General features: G+C 73.5%; 18 protein-coding genes and 1 pseudogene. 17 read left to right on the top strand and 2 right to left on the bottom strand.

The annotated features are described in order from the left end of the window. Positions 1-135: 135 nt before the first annotated feature. The 13 genes from ABD299_RS04185 (at position 136) to ABD299_RS04245 (ending at position 13,720) form a co-directional block, all read left to right on the top strand. On the top strand, positions 136-1,287 hold the full coding sequence (locus tag ABD299_RS04185) for a site-2 protease family protein (protein WP_344258919.1): 1,152 nt from the start codon (positions 136-138) through the stop codon (positions 1,285-1,287). Positions 1,288-1,391: 104 nt separating this feature from the next. Next, positions 1,392-3,827 carry an ATP-binding SpoIIE family protein phosphatase gene (locus ABD299_RS04190; protein ID WP_344258920.1) on the top strand — a complete coding sequence of 812 codons (2,436 nt, stop codon included), beginning with the start codon at positions 1,392-1,394 and terminating at the stop codon, positions 3,825-3,827. Positions 3,828-4,280: 453 nt separating this feature from the next. Continuing rightward, the gene (locus tag ABD299_RS04195; protein ID WP_344258922.1) at positions 4,281-5,645 is read left to right on the top strand and encodes an ATP-binding protein; all 1,365 of its coding nucleotides are present in this window, start codon (positions 4,281-4,283) and stop codon (positions 5,643-5,645) included. Further along, on the top strand, positions 5,642-6,052 hold the full coding sequence (locus ABD299_RS04200) for a roadblock/LC7 domain-containing protein (RefSeq protein ID WP_344258924.1): 411 nt from the start codon (positions 5,642-5,644) through the stop codon (positions 6,050-6,052). The genes ABD299_RS04195 and ABD299_RS04200 overlap by 4 nt, the downstream gene beginning before the upstream one ends. Next, positions 6,049-6,411, top strand: coding sequence for a DUF742 domain-containing protein (locus ABD299_RS04205; RefSeq protein WP_344258925.1), 363 nt, complete (start codon positions 6,049-6,051; stop codon positions 6,409-6,411). Before ABD299_RS04200 ends, ABD299_RS04205 begins: the two co-directional genes overlap by 4 nt. Next, entirely contained in the window at positions 6,386-6,982 is a 597-nt protein-coding gene (locus ABD299_RS04210) for a GTP-binding protein (protein ID WP_344258926.1), read from the top strand. Before ABD299_RS04205 ends, ABD299_RS04210 begins: the two co-directional genes overlap by 26 nt. A gap of 19 nt (positions 6,983-7,001) precedes the next feature. After that, complete coding sequence (locus ABD299_RS04215) at positions 7,002-8,447, top strand: cytochrome P450 family protein (protein WP_344258927.1); 1,446 nt, start codon at positions 7,002-7,004, stop codon at positions 8,445-8,447. After that, positions 8,432-9,544 (top strand): cytochrome P450 family protein, encoded by a 1,113-nt coding sequence (locus tag ABD299_RS04220; protein ID WP_344258928.1) that lies wholly within the window; start codon positions 8,432-8,434, stop codon positions 9,542-9,544. Before ABD299_RS04215 ends, ABD299_RS04220 begins: the two co-directional genes overlap by 16 nt. A gap of 319 nt (positions 9,545-9,863) precedes the next feature. Beyond that, positions 9,864-10,241, top strand: a complete 378-nt coding sequence (locus ABD299_RS04225; RefSeq protein ID WP_344258929.1) for an SH3 domain-containing protein — start codon at positions 9,864-9,866, stop codon at positions 10,239-10,241. A gap of 142 nt (positions 10,242-10,383) precedes the next feature. After that, the gene (locus tag ABD299_RS04230) at positions 10,384-11,319 is read left to right on the top strand and encodes an AurF N-oxygenase family protein (RefSeq protein WP_344258930.1); all 936 of its coding nucleotides are present in this window, start codon (positions 10,384-10,386) and stop codon (positions 11,317-11,319) included. Positions 11,320-11,350: 31 nt separating this feature from the next. Further along, on the top strand, positions 11,351-12,082 hold the full coding sequence (locus ABD299_RS04235; RefSeq protein WP_344258932.1) for a TetR/AcrR family transcriptional regulator: 732 nt from the start codon (positions 11,351-11,353) through the stop codon (positions 12,080-12,082). Beyond that, a complete protein-coding gene (locus tag ABD299_RS04240; protein WP_344258933.1) occupies positions 12,079-12,348 on the top strand; it encodes a hypothetical protein in 270 nt (89 codons plus the stop codon). The genes ABD299_RS04235 and ABD299_RS04240 overlap by 4 nt, the downstream gene beginning before the upstream one ends. Positions 12,349-12,490: 142 nt before the next feature. Then, on the top strand, positions 12,491-13,720 hold the full coding sequence (locus ABD299_RS04245) for a C40 family peptidase (RefSeq protein ID WP_344258934.1): 1,230 nt from the start codon (positions 12,491-12,493) through the stop codon (positions 13,718-13,720). 116 nt (positions 13,721-13,836) lie between these two features. On the opposite strand, the pseudogene ABD299_RS04250 reads toward ABD299_RS04245, so the two are convergent. Both ABD299_RS04250 and ABD299_RS04255 read right to left on the bottom strand, forming a co-directional pair. Next, positions 13,837-14,271: pseudogene (locus ABD299_RS04250) on the bottom strand (roadblock/LC7 domain-containing protein); the annotation flags it as partial. An 86-nt stretch (positions 14,272-14,357) separates the two neighbouring features. Further along, positions 14,358-16,631: a nitrate- and nitrite sensing domain-containing protein gene (locus tag ABD299_RS04255; RefSeq protein ID WP_344258935.1), complete on the bottom strand. Its 2,274-nt coding sequence runs from the start codon at positions 16,629-16,631 to the stop codon at positions 14,358-14,360. Between the two features lie 488 nt (positions 16,632-17,119). On the opposite strand from ABD299_RS04255, the gene ABD299_RS04260 reads away from it, so the two are divergent. The 4 genes from ABD299_RS04260 to ABD299_RS04275 all read left to right on the top strand — a co-directional run bounded on the left by ABD299_RS04260 (position 17,120) and on the right by ABD299_RS04275 (position 20,724). Then, on the top strand, positions 17,120-17,935 hold the full coding sequence (locus ABD299_RS04260) for a hypothetical protein (RefSeq protein ID WP_344258936.1): 816 nt from the start codon (positions 17,120-17,122) through the stop codon (positions 17,933-17,935). Between the two features lie 49 nt (positions 17,936-17,984). Continuing rightward, complete coding sequence (locus ABD299_RS04265; RefSeq protein WP_344258937.1) at positions 17,985-18,671, top strand: spermidine synthase family protein; 687 nt, start codon at positions 17,985-17,987, stop codon at positions 18,669-18,671. A gap of 105 nt (positions 18,672-18,776) precedes the next feature. Then, positions 18,777-19,637, top strand: coding sequence for a response regulator transcription factor (locus ABD299_RS04270; RefSeq protein ID WP_344258939.1), 861 nt, complete (start codon positions 18,777-18,779; stop codon positions 19,635-19,637). Between the two features lie 4 nt (positions 19,638-19,641). Next, complete coding sequence (locus tag ABD299_RS04275) at positions 19,642-20,724, top strand: HAMP domain-containing sensor histidine kinase (RefSeq protein ID WP_344258940.1); 1,083 nt, start codon at positions 19,642-19,644, stop codon at positions 20,722-20,724. The last annotated feature ends 92 nt before the right edge of the window (positions 20,725-20,816 follow it).

The following is a 20,816-nucleotide window of genomic DNA, read 5'->3' on the forward strand; positions in this document are numbered from 1 at the left end:
CGGGCATTTCCCACCGTCTTCCATGCTAGGGCGTCGCATGGGACCCGGCAGCTCGGGTACCCGCCCCTCACCGGCCGGACCACACGGCCCGGCCGGTGAACAGGTGCTCACGGGCACGACGAGGGGAGAGAGCAGGTGCGGCCGACCCTGGCGCTGGGACGGATCAGCGGGATCAAAATCGGGGTGCACTGGAGCGTCCTGCTGATCTTCGGGCTGATCGCGTTCGTGCTCGCGGCCGGGCGGCTGCCGCAGGCCCATCCCGACCGGCCGTGGGTGCTGTACGCGGCGGTCGGTCTGATCACCGCGGTGGTGTTCTTCGCCTCCCTGCTGGCGCACGAGCTGGCGCACGCCCTGGTCGCCCGGCGCAACGGCGTCGAGGTGGACGACATCGTGCTGTGGCTGCTGGGCGGGGCGGCACGGATGAAGGCGGAGGCTCCCAGTCCCGGCGCCGAACTGCGGATCTCCGGAGTCGGCCCGCTGGTCAGTCTGCTTCTCGGGGTGGGCTTCGGCATCGTGGCATGGCTGCTGGCCGGGACCGGGGCCCCGCCGCTGGCCGTGGAGTCGGTGGCCTGGCTGGCGGCGATCAACATCCTGCTGGCGCTGTTCAACTCCATCCCGGCGGCGCCGCTGGACGGCGGGCGGCTGCTGCGCGCCTTCCTGTGGTGGCTGACCGGCGACCGGCTGCGGGCGACCGCCGGGGCGACCACGGCGGGCCAGATCTTCGGCTGGCTGCTGGTCGCCCTGGGGCTCTACCTCTTTCTGTGGACCGCGGCGTTCGGCGGGCTGTGGATCGCACTCATAGGCTGGTTCATGATCTCGGCCGCCACCATGGAGGGTCGGCAGGCCAAGATGCAGGACCTGCTGGGCGGCGTCACCGTGCGGCAGACCATGACCCCCGATCCCGTGACGGCTCCCACCGGGCTCGCGGTGACGGGCCTGCTGGAGGATCCTCGCTACCGGTTCCGGCACTCCGCGTTCCCGGTGGCCGGACCCGACGGCACCCCGGCCGGACTGGTGACACTGGAGCGGGCACGCCGGGTGCCGGAGGAACTACGGGCGACCACCACGGTGGACGAGGTGATGCTGCCACTGGCCGAGGCCCGGACGGCCCGGCCCCAGGACGCGCTCACCGACCTTCTGCCGCAGCTCGATCCCGGCGCCGACAACCGGGTGCTGGTGCTGGAGGAGGGCCGGCTGGCGGGCATCGTCTCCCCGTCGGACGTGAACCGCACGGTGCGCTGGATGATGTCGGCCGCGGGCCACCGGCCGGCCCGCGGAACGCCGTGACGCGGCGGAATCGCCGGATCGGGGACATCACGGCCGGAACCATGCCATCGTATGGAGCACGGGCAGGAACGGTATTCGCGATAACGCCTCCGGGATGAGCAGCGATGACGCACCACGACGCGGGTGAGGACGGCCTCGGCACCGGGGCCGCCGGCACCGCCTGGGCGCGCGTCGACGGCCACGGGCGGGTCACCGCCTGGAGCGAGGGGGCGCACCGCCTGCTGGGCCACCGCCCCGCGGACGTGGTGGGGATGCCCGCCGCCCGGCTGCTCGCGGAGCGCCACCACCCGCCGCTGCTCCCGGAGGACCTGGCGGTGAGGGAGCGCTGGAACGGCAGGCTGACGCTGCGCCACCGCGACGGTCACGACGTCGACGTGAACCTGATCGGTCACCGCGGAGTGCCGGAGGCGGGGGACTCCGACTGGCTGCTGCTGACCCCGGTCCCGGGCGACGGCGCCTCCCCGGACCCGGCCGGACTGCTGGCGGACGCCTTCCTGCAGGCCCCCTGCGCCATGGCGGTCTTCGACGACGGCCTGCGGCTGCGGCGGGTGAACGCCCGGATGGAGCGGGTGCTGCGGCTGACCGGGGACGAGATGCGCGGGCTGCGGCTGTCGGAGATCGTCGGCCCGGCCGGGACGGAGGCCGAGGACGCGATGACGATGACGCTGCGGACGGGCACCCCGCAGTATCTGCAGCTCTCCCTGTTCACCGCGGACCGTACCCGCCGCAGCCGCTGGTCGGTCTCCTTCTCACCGCTGCGGGACCGTCCCGGTGGCGGCGGAGTGAACGGGGTCGTACTCTCCGCGCACGACCAGACCAGTGGCTTCCGGGCCCACCAGCGGCTGCGGCTCGTCAACGAGGCCGGCGCCCGGATCGGCAGCACCCTTGACATCACCCTGACCGCCCAGGAGCTGGCCGAGGTCGCCGTGCCCGGCCTCGCGGACTTCGTCACCGTGGACCTGCTGCCGGCCGTCCTGGACGGCGGGGAGCCGCCTCCCGGCGGGCTTTCCGGGCCGGTTCCGCTGAGCCGCGTCGCGCACCGGTCGGTCCTGGAAGGGGTTCCGGAGGCCGCCGTGGAGCTGGGCGAGGTGGCCGGCTATCCCCCTCTCTCGCCGGCGGCCGAGTCGTTGTCCGACGGCCGGGCGGTGGTGCGGAAGATGTCCGCCCCCACCATCAGCGCCTGGGCCGGGCTGGCCCCCCGGCGCGCCGCCCGCATCCGGGAGTTCGGCATGCACTCGGTGATGGCCGTGCCCATCAGGGCGCGCGGCATCACCCTGGGAGTGGCGAAGTTCATCCGGCACCGGCACCCGGAGCCGTTCGCCCAGCACGATCTGCTGCTCGCCGAGGAGATGACGGCCCGGGCCGGGGTGTCCATCGACAACGCCCGGCGCTACACGCGGGAACGCAACACCTCTCTGGCACTCCAGCGCAGCCTGCTGCCGCGGCAGCTCCCCGAGCAGGCGGCCGTGGAGGTCGCCTCCCGGTATCTTCCGGCCGGTGTCGAGGAGGGGGTCGGCGGCGACTGGTTCGATGTGGTCCCGCTGTCCGGCGCCCGCGTGGCACTGGTGGTCGGGGACGTGGTGGGGCACGGTGTCCAGGCCTCGGCGACGATGGGACGTCTGCGCACCGCGGTGCGGACGCTGGCCGATGTGGACCTGCCGCCCGACGAACTGCTCACCCATCTCGACGACCTGGTGGCCAGGCTTGCCGCGGAGGCCGCCGCCGAGGCAGGCCCGGACGCCGAACCGCCCGCCGGCACCGTCGGAGAGACCGGGGCCAGTTGCCTGTACGCGGTGTACGACCCGGTCTCCCGCGTCTGCACGATGGCCCGGGCCGGGCATCTGCCGCCCGTCCTGGTCCTGCCGGACGGCAGCTCCCGGCTGCTCGAACCGCCCGTCGGGCCGCCGCTGGGAACGGGCGGGCTGCCGTTCGAGTCGGCCGAGTACCCGCTGCCGGAGGGCAGCCTGCTGGCTCTCTACACCGACGGTCTGGTCGAGGCGGGCGGCCGGGACCGCGAGGCGGAGACCGCCCGGCTGGCCGAGATCCTGCGGCGGCCGTCCCTGTCGCTGGAGAACACCGGGGACGCGGTCCTCTCCTCTCTGCTTCCGGTGCGGCCCGAGGACGACGTGGCGCTGCTGCTGGCGCGCACCCGGGCGCTGGACGCCTCGCAGGTCGCGACCTGGGAACTGCGCGCCGACCCGGCCGTGGTCTCCGAGGCGCGGAAACTGGTGACCGGGCAGCTGTCCTCCTGGGGGCTGGACGAGACCGGTTTCGTCGCCGAACTCGTGGCCAGCGAGCTGGTCACCAACGCCATCCGGCACGCCCGCGCCCCGATCCGGCTCCGGCTCATCAACGACCGCCGGCTCATCTGTGAGGTGTCCGACTCCAGCAGCACCGCCCCGCACCTGCGGCGGGCCCGGACCTACGACGAGGGCGGCCGGGGACTGCTGCTGGTGGCGCAGCTGAGCCGGGCGTGGGGCACACGTCACACCGCGGACGGCAAGACGATCTGGGCCGAAATGGACACCGGCCAGAACTAGACGGACCGTCAGCAAGACCGCCTCCGACCATTGCTTTCACCACCACGAGGGCGCCGCCGTCGAACATGAGTGCTGGTCAGCCATCTGTGTCAACTCGGTGGACGAGTTGAGGAGTTCACTCTTGCGGGTGAGCTTCGGCATGTGACTGTGGAATACTGACGGCGCGTCTGCGCCACGGTGCATGCGCGGGGGGTAACAGGAGGCAAGGCGAGGCGGAAACCGTTTCCTGACACGAACCGGGAGCACTGCATGCGACTGGGCGATCCTCACGGAGTCGCCGCGCCCGAGTACCGCCGCATCTTACGGCGGGAGAGCCCCGGTCAACGAACCTCCGTCCCGTGACCGCCGGTTGCACGCGGCCACGCTCTTCGGGCATGTCCGGCCGGGCCGCACGGCCGCCGGCGCCCGGTGCCCCTCCCCAGCCCCTCACCCCACAGGCGTCCTGAGGACTCGATGAATCAGAACATACTGGAGGTGGCGCTCTGGTCTTCGCTGGCCGGCGCCTTGATCCTCTCCATTCTGCTGGTGCGTCAGCGCCACGTCTCCGTCAACCTCCGCAGGAGAGCGGCCGCCCTGGAGGAAAGCGTCCGTGTCCGGGAGGACGAGCTCCACCACCTCGTCACCGAACGCCTCCCGGCACTGGCGGACTTCCCCGACGAGCAGCCCCCGGGGCTGAAGCACTCCCAGCTGACCGGGAGCGCCTACGCCCACCATCTGCAGTCGGTCACCGCGCTGTTCCACCGGTCCCTGGAGGACGTGCGGCAGCGGGCCAGGGAGACCACCAAGTCCACCCTGGCCACCTCGATGCGCGCCCTGCAGGCCCTGGCCACCGAGCAGCAGCTGGCCATCTCCGGCATGGAGGAACGGCACGACCACCCCGAGGTGCTGGCCGGGCTGCTGGAGATCGACCACACCAACGCCCAGCTCGGACGGCGCGCGCAGGCCATCGCCGTGCTCTGCGGTGCCTGGCCGGGACGGCAGCGGTCCGCAGCGCCGCTGGTGGACGTCGTGCGCGGCGCCACCTCCCGGGTGCGCGACTACCAGCGCATCGAGGTGCACGCCGAGGAGGAGCGGCTGATCGCCAGCCGGGCGGTGGAGCCGGTGGTGCTCACCATCGCCGAGCTGCTGGACAACGCCGCCCGCCACTCGCGCCCGGACACCACCGTCCAGGTCAACTTCCATCCGGCGCACAACGGACTCGCCATCGTCATCGACGACGCGGGCGTCGGCCTGGACCCGCAGGAGCTGGCGCGGGCCACCGACATCCTCACCGGCCGCGCCACCGTGGACATCCACCGGCTGGGCGACCCGCCGAAGTTCGGATTCCCCACCATCGGCGTCCTGGCCAACCGCTACGGCTTCGAGGTCTCCGTCGACTCCCGCTCGCCCTACGGCGGCGTGCGGGCCGTGGTGTTCCTCCCCGACTCCCTGCTCACCTTCCCCGAGGCGGAGCAGCCGCCGGTGGCCGTTCCCGCACCGGTCACCGCCCAGGACCCGGCGTCCGCGCCCCGCATCATCCCGCCGGCGGCCCCGGCGCAGGCGCAGGACCCGGCCCGGGCCACCGCCCCCGCACCGGCACCGGCACCGGCACCCGCGCCGGCACCCACCGCGGAAGCGGCCCCCCCGGCCACCACGGGTGGACTGCCCAGGCGCCGCCGCCGTCAGCCGGTCGCCGACCGCACCCCCGCGGCACCGCCGACCAGCACGCAGCTCCGGTCCCCGGAGGACGCGGCCTCGGTCAACGGGGCCTTCGCGCGCGGCACCCGCTTCGGCCGCTCCACCAGCCATTCGCACGATGAAGGGAACAACGACGCATGAACGACTCGCTGAACGACCGGCTCGCATGGATGCTCGACGACGTGCTCCAGGTCCCCGAGAGCCGTCACGCGATCCTGCTGTCCGCGGACGGGCTGGTACGGGCCCACTCCCCCGGCCTCAGCCGCGACGAGGCCGACCGGCAGGCCGCGGGCCTGGCCGGACTGCAGTCCACCAGCCGCAGCACCGCGGAGTTCGTGGGCGACACCCGCGCCCCGTGGCGGCAGACCCTGATCGAGTTCGACGAGGGCTTCGTGTTCCTCATCGCCGCTGGTGAGGGCGCCTACCTGGCCGTCTCGGCATCGGAGAAGGTCGATGTCGAGGCGGTCACCTTCCGGATGCACAAGCTTGTCGGCAGACTCGGGCAGGAACTGACCTCTCCCGCCCGTCACACCGGCAGTTCGGTATGACGCCCCGGAAGCGCAACGGGAAGGGGCTGGTCCGGCCGTACGTGGTGACCGGCGGCCGCGCCCACCCCACCCGCAACACCTTCGATCTGGTGACCCTCGTGATCGCCAGCAACGACCTGTCGATGGACCTGCTGACCCCGGAGAAGCGCCGGCTCATGGAGCTGTGCCACGGCGGGGCGCTCTCGGTCGCCGAGGTCGCCAGCCATCTGGAGCTCCCGATCAGCGTCACCAAGGTGCTGCTGTCCGACCTCGTGGACAGCGGTCACATCACCACCCGGGCGCCCATCCCCGCGAGCGAGCGCCCCGACATCGACATTCTGCAGGAGGTGCTCGATGGACTCCGCCGTTCACTCCGCTGACACGTACCTGCGGCCCAGCGTCCAGACGGCGGTGAAGCTTCTCGTCGTGGGCCACTTCGCGGTCGGCAAGACCACGTTCGTCGGCTCGCTGTCCGAGATACGCCCGCTGCGCACCGAAGAGAATATGACGCAGGCCGGCGCGCACGTCGACCACCTCGCGGGCGTCCCGCACAAGACCACCACCACCGTGGCCCTCGACTTCGGCCGGCTGACCCTGAGCGACCAGCTCGTGCTCTACCTGTTCGGCGCCCCCGGGCAGCAGCGGTTCACCACCCTCTGGGAGGACCTCAGCCGCGGTGCCCTGGGGGCCCTCGTCCTCGCCGACACCCGGCGGCTGGCGGAGTCCGACGCCGTGCTCGCCCTCCTGGAGGAGAGCAACGTCCCCTACGCCGTTGCCGTGAACGAGTTCGACGGCGCGCCCCCGCACCCGATGGAGGAGATCCGGGAGGCGCTCGACCTCGCCCCGGACACCCCCCTCGTCACCTGCGACGCCCGGGACCGCAGGTCGGCCACCGAGGCGCTCATCACCCTTGTCCAGTATCTGCACACCAGGCCTTCCCAGGCCGTCTGACAACCGCTCGGAGCCACCATTGAGCCAGCCACCCGGCCCCATCGACGCGCCGCCGCCGGGCTGCCCCGCACACCGGGGAGGCGGACACACCCCCGCCGGTCCCCCGCTGTACGGGCCCGAGTTCGCAGCCGACCCGGACCGCACCTACGACAAGCTGCGTGCGCAGGGACCGGCCGCCTGGGTGGAGCTGTCCCCCGGTGTGGACGCCATGCTGGTCACCAGCTACGACGCGGCGCTCAAGGTCCTGCGGCACCCCAACTTCGTCAAGGACGCCCGGCGCTGGCGCGCCCTGAACGAGGGACGGGTGACGCCGGACAACCCGGTGATCCCGATGATGGGCTGGCGGCCGAGCCTGCTGTTCGCCGACGGCGACCGGCACCGCAGGCTGCGCACTTCGGTCACCGACGCCCTGGCCAAGGTGGATCCCGTCGCCCTGCGCGGATACGTCGAGCACAGCGCCGTCCAGCTCATCGACGAGTTCGCGCAGCGCGGCTCGGCGGACCTCGTCTCGGAGTACGCCGACCGGCTGCCGCTGCTGGTGTTCACCCAGCTGTTCGGCGCCCCCGACTCCCTCGTGGAGCGCATGGTCACGGCCTGCGCCGGGATGATCGACGCCTCCCAGGACGCCCAGCAGGCGGGCGCCAACCTGGCGATGTGCCTGGGCGAACTGATCGCCATCAAGCGGCAGCACCCCGGCCGGGACCTGACCTCCTGGCTGCTGGCCCACCCCGCCCGGCTGAGCGACGAGGAGATGATCCACCAGCTCGTGGTGCTGATCGGCGCCGGATCGGTGCCGACCACGGCCTGGATCGCCTCGGCCACGATGCTGCTGCTGACCGACGACCGGTTCGCCGGTGAGATGTCCGGCGGCAGCATGCCCATCGGCGACGCACTCACCGAGGTCCTGTGGACCCTGTCGCCGATGTCCAACTTCTGCTTCCACTACGCCATCGACGACTACGAACTGAAGGAGCGCCCCGGCGCACCCGGCGTGCTGATCCCCAAGGACGTCCCCGTCCTGATCAGCCACGCCGCCGCCAACACCGACCCCTCCCTGGCGGGGGCGCACGTGCGCAAGGCGGGCAACCACGCCCACCTCGCGTGGAGCGCCGGCCCGCACGTCTGCCCGGCCCAGGACCCGGCCAACGTCATCGCCACCACCGCGATCGAGAAGCTGCTCGACCTGTTGCCCGACATGGACCTGGCGGTCCCGGTCGAGCATCTGACCTGGCGGCCCGGGCCGTTCCACCGGACGCTGACCGCGCTCCCGGTGAGGTTCCCCGCCCTGTCCAGTTCAGTCCAGTCCACCTCGAACACTGGAGAATACCGATGGACGACACCCAGCTCCGCCCCGGCCGTCTCGACCCCTCCGGAACCGATATCCACGGCGAGGCCGACAGGCTCAGGACCCAGGGGCCCGCAACGCGTGTGGAGCTCCCTGGCGAAGTGGTGGCGTGGTCAGTAACCCGCTACGACGTCATCAAGAAACTCCTGACGGACGACCGGGTCTCCCGCGACCCGAGACAGCACTGGCCCGCCTGGTACAACGGCGAGATTCCCCCGGACTGGCCGCTGGTCAGCTGGGTCGCGGTCACCAGCGCGTTCACCTCCTACGGCAGCGAGCGCGCCCGGCTGCGCAACCTCATAGCCAAGGCGTTCACCGCCCGCCGCACCGCGGCGATGCGTCCGCGGATCGAGGAGATCGTCGCCGGACTGCTGGCCGGCCTCGAAGCCGCCCCGGCCGGCGAACCGGTCGACCTGCGCGCCGACTACGCCTACCGGCTGCCCACCGAGGTCATCTGCGAGCTCTTCGGCGTCCCCGGTCACCTGCGGGCCGAGACCATGCGGGTCATCGACGCCGCGCTCGACACCTCCGCCACCCCGGAGGAGGCCCAGGCCAACGTCGAGGGGATGTACGCGGCGATGCGGGCCATCGCCGACTACCGCTCCGAGCACCCCGGGGACGACATGACCAGCGGTCTGCTGGCCGCCCGGGACGACGAGAGCGGCTCCAGGCTCAGCCAGGAAGAGCTCATCTCCACCCTGATCCTGATGATCGGCGCCGGCGCGGAGACCGCCGTCAACCTGATCGCCAAGGCGACCCACGCCCTGCTCACCCACCCCGAGCAGCGCCTGCTGCTGGAGAGCGGCAAGGCCACCTGGGACGATGTCATCGAGGAGACGCTGCGCGCCGAGGGGCCGATCAGCCACATGCCGATGCGGTTCGCCGTGGAGGACATCGACCTGGGCGAGGGCGTGCTGATCCGCAAGGGCGACCCGATTCTGGTCGCCTTCGCCGCCGCCGGCCGTGACCCCGGGCTGCACGGCGACAGCGCCGGCACCTTCGACCTCACCCGTGAGGACAAGGAACACCTGGCCTTCGGCCACGGCGTGCACTACTGCCTCGGCGCACCGCTGGCCCGCCTGGAGGCGGCCGTGGCCCTGCCGGCACTCTTCGAGCGCTTCCCCGGCATGCGGCTTGCCGTTCCCCCTCAGGAACTGGTGCCGCAGGTCTCGTTCATCGCCAACGGGCACCAGGAACTGCCCGTGCTGCTGCGCTGAACCGTCCGGCATCCCAACGGGCCGCCCCGCGTGACGCGGGGCANTGGCGCCGTCGGCGGCTCCCGCCTCCCGCCCCGCCCCCGGATGTGCGCTGAACCGGTTCGGCTTCCCGGATGGCCGGCCGGAGCGAGGACCCGCGGCCTCGCCGGAACGAGGCACTCACCGCATCGACCATCCGGAGTATGCGCAGGTCCCCGGCCTTGGCGTACGGGTGAAGTTGCAGGCCCACTTGAGGGAACTTAGTCTGATTTCGGCGCATTTGCACCGCTTTGGTTCCCGTATCCCGCGGGCGCCATTCCCCCTCCGCAGGAGGTATCAGATGTTCCGAACCGTGTTCCGCAATGCCGCTCTGGCCGTGGCCGGCGGCGCCATGGCCGCAGCCACCCTCACCGGCCCCGCAGCGGCGGCCACCCCGGCGGCCGACGACACCCGCGGCTACCACCACGACCGCGACCGCGACCGTCACCGGGGCCAGGTCAACGGTGTGACCACCGCCCCGCTGCACATCCGCGAAGCACCGACCCTGGACTCCCGGGTCATCGGCACACTCCCCGCGGGCAAGCGGGTGCACGTACTGTGCCGGACGCTCGCCGACCGGGTGGGCAACACCAACGAGTGGTACCTGCTGAGCAACGGCTACTACGCCTGGGCCTCCGCCCACTACATCAAGGTCCGCCACACCCCCGAGTGGTGCTGACCGGCGCCCCCTGCCGTGCGCCCGCCCGGGCCGCTCCCGCGGAGCGGCCCGGGCGGGCCCGTGCCGCACAGGGGATTGACGCCCTTGTTGACACGTAGTCTCATAAGGGGAGCAGCCGTCGTACCGTGAGGAGAGCTCCCCCATGACCACCGCTCCGGACATCGACTTCGAAGCACTGCGCGACGCCCTCGGGGCCCTCAAGGACCGCGAGAAGGTGGCCGAACGGCTGCTGGCCTCCTCGGCCAGGCACTCCTACGACCCGGACACCGAACTGGACTGGGAGGCCCCCTGGGAGGAGGGCAAGTGGTACTGGCCGCCGGAGCTGGTCTCCCTCTACGACACCCCGCTGTGGTACGAGATGAGCGAGGAACAGCGCATCGACCTCTCTCGGCACGAGAGCGCGGCACTCGCGTCCCTGGGCATCTGGTTCGAACTCATCCTGATGCAGCTGCTGGTGCGGCACATCTACGACAAGTCGCTGACCAGCTCGCACGTGCGCTACGCGCTCACCGAGATCGCCGACGAGTGCCGGCACTCGATGATGTTCGCCCGCCTCATCGGCAAGAGCGGCACCCCCGCCTACCCGGTCACCCGGCTCCACCACAACCTGGGCAGGCTGTTCAAGACCATCTCCACCACGCCGGGTTCGTTCACCGCCACCCTCCTCGGTGAGGAGGTGCTGGACTGGATGCAGCGGCTGACCTTCCCCGACGAGCGGATCCAGCCGCTGGTCCGCGGAGTGACCCGGATCCACGTGGTGGAGGAGGCCCGCCACGTCCGGTACGCCCGCGAGGAACTGCGCCGCCAGATGCGCACGGCCCCCCGCTGGGAGCGCGAGATGACCCGGCTCACCTGCGGCGAGTTCGCCCGCGTCTTCTCCGTGGCGTTCATCAACCCGCAGGTGTACACCAACGTCGGGCTGGACCGCCGCGAAGCCGTGGCCCAGGTGCGCGCCAGCGGCCACCGCCGCGAGGTGATGCAGTCCGGCGCCAGGAAGCTCACCGACTTCCTGGACGAGGTCGGGGTGCTGCGGGGCCTCGGCCGCAGAATGTGGAAGCAGTCCGGCCTTCTTGCCTGACCCGGCGGTGCGGCCCGATACGCTGACAGCCATGAGCAGCCGCCCCGTACCGCCCGGCCCCGCCTACCGGCGCCTCAGCGTGGAACAGCGCCGGGGCCAGCTCATCGGCACCGCGCAGCGGCTGTTCGCCCAGCGTCCCCCGGAGGAGATCTCCCTCGACGACGTCGCACGCGCGGCCGGGGTGTCCCGGCCGCTGGTCTACCGGTACTTCCCCGGGGGCAAGCAGCAGCTGTACGAGGCCGCGCTGCACAGCGCGGCCGAGCATCTGGAGCTGTGCTTCGTGGTGCCGAAGACCGGTCCGCTCAGCGAACGCCTCTCCAAGGCTCTGGACCGTTACCTGGCATTCGTCGACGAGCACGGGGAGGGCTTCACCGCGCTGCTCAAGGGCGGCAGCGTGGTGGAGACCGGCCGGACCACCGCGATCGTGGACGGAGTGCGCCGGGCAGCGAGCGAACAGGTGCTGCGGCACATGGAGGTCACCCGGCCCGGACTGCTGCTGCGCATGTCGGTGCGCACCTGGATCACCGCGGTGGAAGCCGCCTCGCTGATCTGGCTCGACGAGAACAAGGAGCCGCCGCTGACGGAGCTGCGCGACTGGCTGCTGGACCACTTCGTCACGACGCTGGTGGCCACGGCCGCCCGCGACCCGCAGACCGCCTCGATGCTGCGGGCCGCGCTGTCCGCGGAGCCGCCCGGCGGCCGGGTCGACGAACTGATCCGCCGCGCGGCACCGCTTCTCACGGCTGCCACACTGGAGCCGTGAGAAGCGAGGACACCCCGTTCATCGGCGGGCCGCTGGACGGACGGGTGCTGCCGGTGCTGGTGGGGCCCACCGGGCGGCCCCCCAAGACCTACCAGGTGCCGGTTCCCGGCGACGACGGCCGCACCGGGACGGTCCACGTCTACCGGCTGGAGCCCGCCGGCCACACCCCGCGGCTGGGCCTGCCGCGCGGCTGGCGCTACCGCTACGAACCCGGCGCGGCCCCCCGCGGCGGCCCCCGCTGGCCCTGGTCGCGGCCCGGCCGCTGAGGATCGCCGCGGCGGCGTTCCGGCACTCCCGCCCATCCGGGGGCGGCCGTCCCCCGGACGGGGGCGCCCGGCATGCGTCCGGACCGTTCCCGTGCCCATGATCGTCGGGTCCGGCTGTCCGGCCCCGGCGAAAGAGGTGCCCGTGCCCGTCCTCCCGCGCCGCCCGCTCGTGCGGCTCGGCACAGTGGTCCTGGCCGTCGTGCTGCTGCTGCCGGCCGCCCCGCAGGCGGCCGCCGACCCGGAGTACCCGGAGCGCGGCGCCCCCTCCGGAGGTCCGGCCGAGCTCCGCGCCCTCTACGAACAGGCCGGTGCGGCCGCCGAGGCGTCCCGGGCCGCCGAGCGGCGGCTGCGCCGTGAGGAGGAGCGCGTCGAGCGGCTCTCGGCCCGCCTGGCCCGGACCCGCACCGAGCTGGCGTCGCATCAGGAGACCGTGGGACGCCTGGCGCGGGAACACTACCGGCAGGGTGCCACCGGACTGCCGTCCTCGCTGGCGCTGTTCCTCGGCGACGATCCGTCCGGCGCGCTCCGCCACCGGGCGGTGCTGCGGCGCGCGGCCGCGCACGAGGCCAGGACCCTGAAAGCGCTGGAACGCGGGGAGCGTCGCGCCGTCCGGCTCGCCCGGCAGGCCCGCCAGGCACTGGACAGCCGTCAGACACTGGCCGAGGAGCGGGAGGAACAGCTCGCCCTGGCCCGCAGCCGGACCGCCGAGGCCGAGGAACTCCAGGCCCTGCTCGGTGCGGAGGAGGACGAGGAGGCCCGCGCCCTCTCGCCGGACCGGCCCGGCGAGGGGGCGGCCGGCCCGGACGGGCCGTCGGACCCGGGCGGCTCCGGCGGAACGGCCGGTCTGCCGGCGGCTCCGGGAGCGCCCGGCGCCGGGCTCACCGGCGCGGAGGGCCGCCGCCCGGGTGCGCGGCCGCCGTCCGTCCGGGGCGCCCGGGCGGTGGACTGGGCGCTGGGCCAGATCGGCAAGCCCTACGTGTGGGGCGCGCAGGGCCCGGACTCCTTCGACTGCTCCGGGCTGACCTCGCAGGCCTGGTCGCACGCCCGGCGGCCGATTCCGCGCACCAGCCAGCAGCAGTGGGCCCGGCTGCCGCGGGTGCCGCTGTCCGCGCTGCGCCCGGGCGACCTGGTGGTGTACTTCCGCGGCGCGACCCATGTCGGCCTGTACACCGGGCGCGGGCAGGTGGTCCACGCCCCGCGGCCGGGCGCGCGGGTGAAGGTCTCCCCGCTGACGGCCAACCCCGTGCTGGGCGCGGTGCGCCCGGACGCCGGTGACCGGCCGCTGGCCCACTACGCGCCACCTCCGCTGCCGGCCGGAGCCGGCGGCGGTGACGACAGCGGCTACGACTACGCCGCGGCCCCCGGCCCCTGATCCCGCAGGAACGCCCGGGGCCTGCGGCGCGGCAGCGGCCCCGGCGCGGCGGGACCACCGCCGGTGCCCGTCCCGTCCGCGCCCCGGGTCCCGTCCTTCGCGGACCCGGCGCGCGCGGCGGCCCTGCTCGCGGCGGCACCGTGCAGTTCCGCCCGCAGCCCGGGGGTGAGCAGGTGCCGGGCCCGCCCGGTGAACAGTGCGAGCTGGTAGGCGACGACGCTCAGATCGGCGTCCGGCGAGGTGTGCGCCCCCAGCAGAGAACCGGCGCTGATCGTCATGACGAGCAGGCTTCCGGTGTCCATGGCCACCAGAGTCTGGCGGACGCCGCCGCCGTCCATCAGCTCTGCGGCGCCCGCGGTCAGGCCCGCCAGCCCGGACACGACGGTGGCCAGTCCCGCGGCGGCACCCCGCGGCCCGGCGCGGCCGGCGCGCTCATCGGGGCCGGGGGCCGGTGCGGCGGGTGCCTCCTGGGAGAGCAGCGGCAGTCCGTCGGAGGAGACCACCGCGATCGCCAGCAGGCCCGGCACCTCCTCGACCAGCCGGTCCAGCATCCAGCGCAGATCGCCCGCTCCCTCGCCGCCCGGGCCGGCCTCGCCGCTGCCGGGAACCGACGATTCCACAGCGATGTCCGGTCCGTTCACGACGGCAGCTCCTCCCCGGCGGGCGGCGCTGCCGGACGTGCCGCGTCCCGGTGGCCCTGCCGGGCACCGCGCTGGAATCCGCCCAGCCGGTTGCGCAGTTCGTCCGGGTCCACCTCGGCGGCCCGCTGCGCCGGCAGGGCATCGCCCCGGCCGGCGGACGCGGTCGCGATATGCCCGGTGCCGGGCTCCGCCGGGCCCTCGGCGGCGCGCCCGTGCTCGGCGGGGCCGCCCGCCTCCACGGCTGCCGCGCCAGGGGGCGGCGGTGGCAGCGCTCCGGCCCCCGGAAGCTCCTCCACGAGCGCCCGGGGGAGGGTCACCTCGGCGGTGATGCCGCCGCGCTGCCGGGCGGACAGCGCGGCCCGCAGACCGTGCCGGTCGGCGAGCCGGGCCACGGTGTAGAGCCCCATGCCCATCACCGGGTCACCGTCCAGGCCGGGGGGCGACAGGTTCGCGGGGGAGGCCAGGCGGTCGTTGAGCTCGGCGATCCGTCCTTCGGCCATCCCGATGCCGTCGTCCTCCACCGCCAGGGTGAGCCCCCCGTCGGCGCCGCGCCGGGCGGTCACCCGCACCTGGGCACCGGCGGGGGAGAAAGCCGTCGCGTTGTCCAGCAGTTCGGCCATCAGATGACCCACGTCCCGCGCCACCGCACCGGAGATGGCCACCTCCGGCAGCGGAGGGACCAGGTCGACCAGCTCGTAGTGCTCGATCTCGCTGACGGCCGCGCGCAGCACGTCGATCAGCTCCACCGGCTCGCCGCTCCGCGTGGCCCGCTCGGCCCCCGCCAGCAGCAGCACGTTCTCGGCGTGCCGGCGGACCCGGGCCGAGAGGTGGTCGAGCGTGAACAGGACGGCGAGCCGGTCGGGGTCGGTCTCCCGCTCCTCCAGCCGTCCCAGGACGGCCATCTGCTCCCCCACCAGCGACAGGGTGCGCTGCGCGTGGTGGGCGAAGGCACTGTGCACGGCGTCGTGCAGGTCCGCCAGCCGGCCGGTCAGATCGCGGCACTCGCGCAGCAACTGCTCGCGCTCGGCGGCCAGCCGGTCCCGCTCCTCGCGCAGCCCGCCGGCCTCGAAGGCACGCTCCTCCAGAGTGACCGCACGGGCGTGCAGGGCGTTGACGGAGGCGACGACCTCGGCGAACTCGTCGTTGCGGCCGGTGTAGCGGACCGGCTCCTGGCCTGCCGGGTCCTGGGCGACGCGTCGGCTGCCGAGCCGCACGGCCGCCAGCGGGCGGGTCAGCGACCGGGCGGTGTGCACGCTCACACCGACGCCCAGCAGGAGCGCGGCGGCCACCAGGGCGATCCGCAGCTGAAGGGCGGTCAGGTCGTCGTCGCGCAACTGCTCCAGCGCCTGCACCTGTGCGGTGCTCAGCGAGGCCAGCACGCCGCGCTGCAGTTCGGTGCGGGCGGCCAGCGCGGCACCGGCCTCCTGGGTATCGGGGGCGGGCTGCCCCGCCGAGTCCTCCCCGGGTGCCGCGTCCTGGCCGGGAAGGACCTCCTGGCCCGGCACCGTGCCCCGGCCCGGGTCCGTGTCCTGGCCGGCGGCCGCGGGGGACGGCTGGAGCAGCAGGTGCAGCAGGGCGTCCTCGGCCGCGTCGACGTCGGGGCCGGTGACGGCCGAGCCGTACCGCTCCCGGCCCTCGGGGTGGGCGGTGGCGGAGAAGTCCGCCAGGGCGGCGGTCTCCCGGGCATGGCTGGTGCGGGCGAGGCGATGGAGCTCCGTCCCGTCCTCCTGCGCCAGCGCGGCCAGGAGCAGAGCGCGGGTCGCCGAGGACGCCTCGACCGCGCGGGCCAGGTCCGGCAGCGCGTCGGCGGTGGCGTCGGCGGCCCGCCCGGGTCTCACCCGGGCCACTGTCCGGCCGATGCCGTCCAGCGCCTCGATGACCGCGGTGTAGGCGGCGTGGGTCTCGGCCGGGGTGCTCTCCCCGGACAGCGCGGCCTCCCGGATGGCCGGCAGGGCGTCCAGCTGCTCGCGGACCCCGGCACCGGCTTCCGGCCGCAGCTGACCGGCGCGGCGGTCGGCGCGGGCCAGGGCCGAGTCGTCGAGGGCGGCCCCCGGTGCGGCGGGGTCACCGGAGGCCAGCGCCACCACCAGGGCGTCACGTTCGTCGGCCAGGATGTGGGACAGCGACACCGCTTGGCGGGCGAGTTCGGCGTCCTCCAGCAGATGCTGGGAGCGCCGCAGATCGTCGGCCGAACCGAGGACGGCGGGAGCTCCGGCGGACAGCACGGCGGTCGCGGTGAGGGCCACCGACACCAGGAGGCGGTTGCGCACCCGGGCTCGCCGCCCGCGAGCGGCCCGGCCGACGTCCTCGGGAGCCGTGCCGGAGGCGGAAGGGCCTGGCGGGCCGGGGTCCTCCGAGGCCGCCGCGGGCGGAGGCGGGGAGTCCTCGGAGGGTATGGAGGGGGACGGGCCTGCAGGTTCGCGCAACTTCTTCTTCCGCACCTGTGCTCGCATTCTCGTCCGGCAGCCGGGAAGGCCCGCTGGTGGTCCAGAGCTCCGCGCGCGAGAGCGCGCGAAACGGTGTCCCGCGCTGTGGCAATGACCTTGCCAGCGCCGACAGGGCAGGGGGAGTCCTCCCCCGTCAGGCCACCCGAAGGAGTGAACATCAACCGGGAGTTGGCGGACAAGCCGCAGATTAGACGGAGTAAGACCGAAGAACACCCGGACTGGAATTCGCGCGCCGCTCCTGGCAGTATCCGCCCGTACGCCCGAACCTATCGGGCATATCGCACACTTCGCCTGTGCGGCAGACTGCGGTCATGCGCATCCGGTACGCCACCGATCCCGGCAGCCCCGCCACCCCCAACGAGGACTTCGCCGCCACCGCCCTGCCCGCCTCAGGAGCCGGTGGAGCCGTCGTACTTCTGGACGGCGTGACTCCTCCCCAGGGCCCCTCCGGCTGCCTCCACGACGTGCCGTGGTTCACCTCCAGGCTGGGCGGGGAGCTCCTCGGGTTCTCCGTTTCGCACCCAGATGTCCCGCTCGCCGGCTGCCTGGCCGAGGCCATCGGCCGGACGGCCGCGACACACCGGCCGGGCTGTGACCTTTCTCACCCGCGCACCCCGCAGGCCACGGTGGCCGCCGCACGCTGGGGCGATGCCGGACTGGAGTACCTGGTGCTGAGTGACGCGGTGCTGCTGCTGGAGGAGCCGGGCGGCGGGGTGCGCGCGGTGCTGGACGACCGGCTCGACGCGGTACGGGCGCGGGCGCGGCGGCTGCCGTCCGGCCCTCAGCGGGCCGCCTTCATCGAGGAGGCGCGCAACACCGAGGGCGGATTCTTCACCGCGGCCGCCGACCCCGCCGTGGCCGGCCGTGCGGTGACCGGAACCGTACACCCCGGGGGCGTCCGCCGGCTGGCCGCCCTGAGCGACGGCGCGACCCGGTGGACGGAGGTCTTCGGGTTCGGCGGCTGGCGACGGCTGTTCGCCCTGCTGGCCGGGGAGGGACCCGAGGCGCTCATCGGCCAGGTGCGGGCGGCCGAGAGGTCCGATCCGGGCGGCACCGCCTTCCCGCGCGGGAAGATCCACGACGACGCCACGGCCCTCGTGGCCGAACTGCGGGCGGCAGGACCGTGAGCGGGACACCGCAGCGCCCCGGACACGTCCGATCGGGAAGAATGGGAGCATGATCACCTCGGATGCCTCCGGAGAGCGGCCCGTCGTCCTCGACCGCCGGGAGGGACCGCACGGCGAGGTGGTGCTGCGCCGGCACCGCGGCCTGTTCCAGATCATCGCCAATGGCTGCTTCCTGATGGACACCTCCGACGGCCGCTCCGAGCGGCTGCTCGTCCGGGCCGCGCTGGACGCGCTGGACGACCGCGGCTCCCCCTCGGTGCTGATCGGCGGGCTCGGCGTGGGTTTCTCGCTCGCCGAGGCCGCCGCCGAGCCGCGCTGGGGCCTGATCCGGGTGGCCGAACGCGAGGAAGCCGTCATCGACTGGCACCGCACCGGCCCGCTGTCCGCGATCACCTCCGCGGCCCTCGCCGATCCGCGGACCGGACTTCTCCGCACCGACCTGCTGGCGCACCTGCGCGCGTCCGGCACCCGCTACGACGCGCTGTGCCTGGACATCGACAACGGGCCGCAGTGGACCGTGACCGAGGACAACGCGGGGCTCTACTCCGGTGACGGGCTGGCCGCCTGCCGGAGGGCGCTGACGCGCGGCGGCGTGCTCGCCGTATGGTCGGCGCAGCCATCGGAAGAATTCGAGGATTCCTTGCGGAATGCCGGATTCGGCAGGGTTCGGACCGAAGAGGTTGCTGTCGTCCGGGGAGTTCCCGATGCGATCCATCTCGCCACCCGAGTGGCGTAGCCGCAGGTCCGTTCCGGCCTTTACGCTGCTGCCAGCGTTCATCTGCAGACGTGACAGCCAGATCCAGCCGACTGGCGCCGTACGACATCCCGGGGCGGGACAACGATGGATCAGACAGACACCAGATCGCAACCGTCGGACCGGGCTCTGCCGGCCGAACAGCCGGAGGACCGGACCGACCCCGAGGCCCGGGAACGGGCCCACAACACCACCACCGCCACCACACCCGGCGCCCAGCGCCGGGTCCTGGTCGTCGAGGATGACCCCACCATCGTCGACGCCATCGCCGCCCGGCTCCGTGCCGAGGGCTTCCTCGTCCAGACCGCGGCGGACGGCCCGGCGGCCGTGGAGACCGCCGTGGCCTGGCAGCCGGACCTGCTCGTCCTGGACGTCATGCTCCCCGGCTTCGACGGCCTGGAGGTCTGCCGCCGCGTGCAGGCCCAGCGCCCGGTGCCGGTTCTCATGCTGACGGCCCGGGACGACGAGACCGACATGCTCGTCGGGCTCGGCGTGGGTGCGGACGACTACATGACCAAGCCGTTCTCCATGCGCGAACTGGTCGCCCGGACCCACGTCCTGCTGCGCCGGGTGGAACGGGCGGCCGTGGCCGCCACCACCCCGCGGCCGGGCAGCGTCCGCCTGGGCGACCTGGAGATCGACCGGACGCAGCGCCGGGTCCGGGCGGCCGGCAAGGACATCCACCTCACCCCCACCGAATTCGACCTGCTGATGTGCCTGGCCCGCTCCCCACGCGCGGTGCTCACCAGGGAACAGCTGCTGGCCGAGGTGTGGGACTGGGCGGACGCCTCCGGCACCCGCACGGTCGACAGCCACGTCAAGGCGCTGCGCCGCAAGATCGGGGCGGAGCGCATCCGGACCGTGCACGGCGTGGGCTACGCCCTGGAGACGCCTCCCGGGTTCGCGGGCGAGAGCGCCGTCCGGGGTCCCCTGGCCGACGAGGGCTGACCAGGTGCCCGAGCTCGTCCAGTTGCCCTGGTGGCGCCGGGTCTGGGAGGGGGTGCGCCCCCTGGACCCGTTCCGCTCGGTCAAGGCCGCGCTCGGCGCCCTGGTGATCCTTTCGGTGGCGATCACCACCGCGCTCATCCTCATGGCATACCGCTCGGCCATCGAGCTGCGCATGATCGCCATCATCGCGATCATCGCCTCGCTGCTGGTCACCCAGTTCGTCGCGCACGGCCTGGCGGCGCCGGTGACGGAGATGACCGCGGCCGCGCGGGCGATGGCCCGCGGCGACTACGGCCGGCGGGTCCGCGTCGCCCGGCGGGACGAGCTGGGTGACCTGGCGCAGGCGTTCAACCGCATGGCCGCCGATCTCCAGGCCGAGGACCGGCACCGCAAGGAACTGGTGGCGAACGTCTCGCACGAGCTGCGGACCCCGATCGCGGGGCTGCGGGCCGTGCTGGAGAACGTGGTCGACGGGGTCTCCGAGGCCGACCCGCGCACCATGGCCCTGGCCCTGCGGCAGACGGAACGACTGGGCCGACTCGTCGAACAGCTGCTCGATCTCTCCCGGCTGGAGAACGGCGTCGTCCCGCTCCAGCCGCGCGGCTTCCTGGTGGAGCCGTACCTGCTCGGGGTCCTCAGCGAGGCCAACATGGCGCTGGGCCGCGGCCGGGACCGCACGGACGTGCGCCTCCACCTGGACGTGCTGCCGAGCACCCTGACCGCGCACGCGGACCCGGAGCGCCTGGACCAGGTGGTGACCAACCTGGTCGACAACGCGGTCAAGCACAGCCCTCCGAACGGCCGGGTCAGTGTCCGGGCCCGGCCCGGGCAGCAGCCCGGGAGCCTGGTCCTGGAGGTCCAGGACGAAGGCCCGGGCATCCCGCACGCGCAGCGCCAGATCGTCTTCGAGCGCTTCGGGCGGGCCGGCACCGAAGGGTCCGGCCCCCGGGACGGCGGCACCGGCCTCGGTCTCGCCATCGCCCGCTGGGCGGTGGACCTGCACGGCGGCACCATCGGCGTGGCCGAGTCCCGGAAGGGCTGCCGCATCCGGCTGACCCTCCCGGGGCACCGGCCGGCCGGCGGTTGACATAGGGTCGGCGGCGGCCACCCGGCCGGTGGCCACGGCTTTCCCAGTCGATGCCGCACGCGGCCGAACCTCTCGGTTTTCCCACCGGTTCA

Origin of the sequence: Streptomyces sodiiphilus, assembly GCF_039529215.1 — a bacterium.
Classification (GTDB): domain Bacteria; phylum Actinomycetota; class Actinomycetes; order Streptomycetales; family Streptomycetaceae; genus Streptomyces; species Streptomyces sodiiphilus.

What these genes read in the sequence shown, in the direction of transcription:
- ABD299_RS04230 (WP_344258930.1), top strand. Translation starts at nt 10,384, where the DNA reads ATGACCACCGCTCCGGACATCGACTTCGAAGCACTGCGCGACGCCCTC.
- ABD299_RS04270 (WP_344258939.1), top strand. Translation starts at nt 18,777, where the DNA reads ATGGATCAGACAGACACCAGATCGCAACCGTCGGACCGGGCTCTGCCG.
- ABD299_RS04195 (WP_344258922.1), top strand. Translation starts at nt 4,281, where the DNA reads ATGAATCAGAACATACTGGAGGTGGCGCTCTGGTCTTCGCTGGCCGGC.
- ABD299_RS04200 (WP_344258924.1), top strand. Translation starts at nt 5,642, where the DNA reads ATGAACGACTCGCTGAACGACCGGCTCGCATGGATGCTCGACGACGTG.
- ABD299_RS04205 (WP_344258925.1), top strand. Translation starts at nt 6,049, where the DNA reads ATGACGCCCCGGAAGCGCAACGGGAAGGGGCTGGTCCGGCCGTACGTG.
- ABD299_RS04235 (WP_344258932.1), top strand. Translation starts at nt 11,351, where the DNA reads ATGAGCAGCCGCCCCGTACCGCCCGGCCCCGCCTACCGGCGCCTCAGC.
- ABD299_RS04260 (WP_344258936.1), top strand. Translation starts at nt 17,120, where the DNA reads ATGCGCATCCGGTACGCCACCGATCCCGGCAGCCCCGCCACCCCCAAC.
- ABD299_RS04265 (WP_344258937.1), top strand. Translation starts at nt 17,985, where the DNA reads ATGATCACCTCGGATGCCTCCGGAGAGCGGCCCGTCGTCCTCGACCGC.
- ABD299_RS04210 (WP_344258926.1), top strand. Translation starts at nt 6,386, where the DNA reads ATGGACTCCGCCGTTCACTCCGCTGACACGTACCTGCGGCCCAGCGTC.
- ABD299_RS04225 (WP_344258929.1), top strand. Translation starts at nt 9,864, where the DNA reads ATGTTCCGAACCGTGTTCCGCAATGCCGCTCTGGCCGTGGCCGGCGGC.
- ABD299_RS04190 (WP_344258920.1), top strand. Translation starts at nt 1,392, where the DNA reads ATGACGCACCACGACGCGGGTGAGGACGGCCTCGGCACCGGGGCCGCC.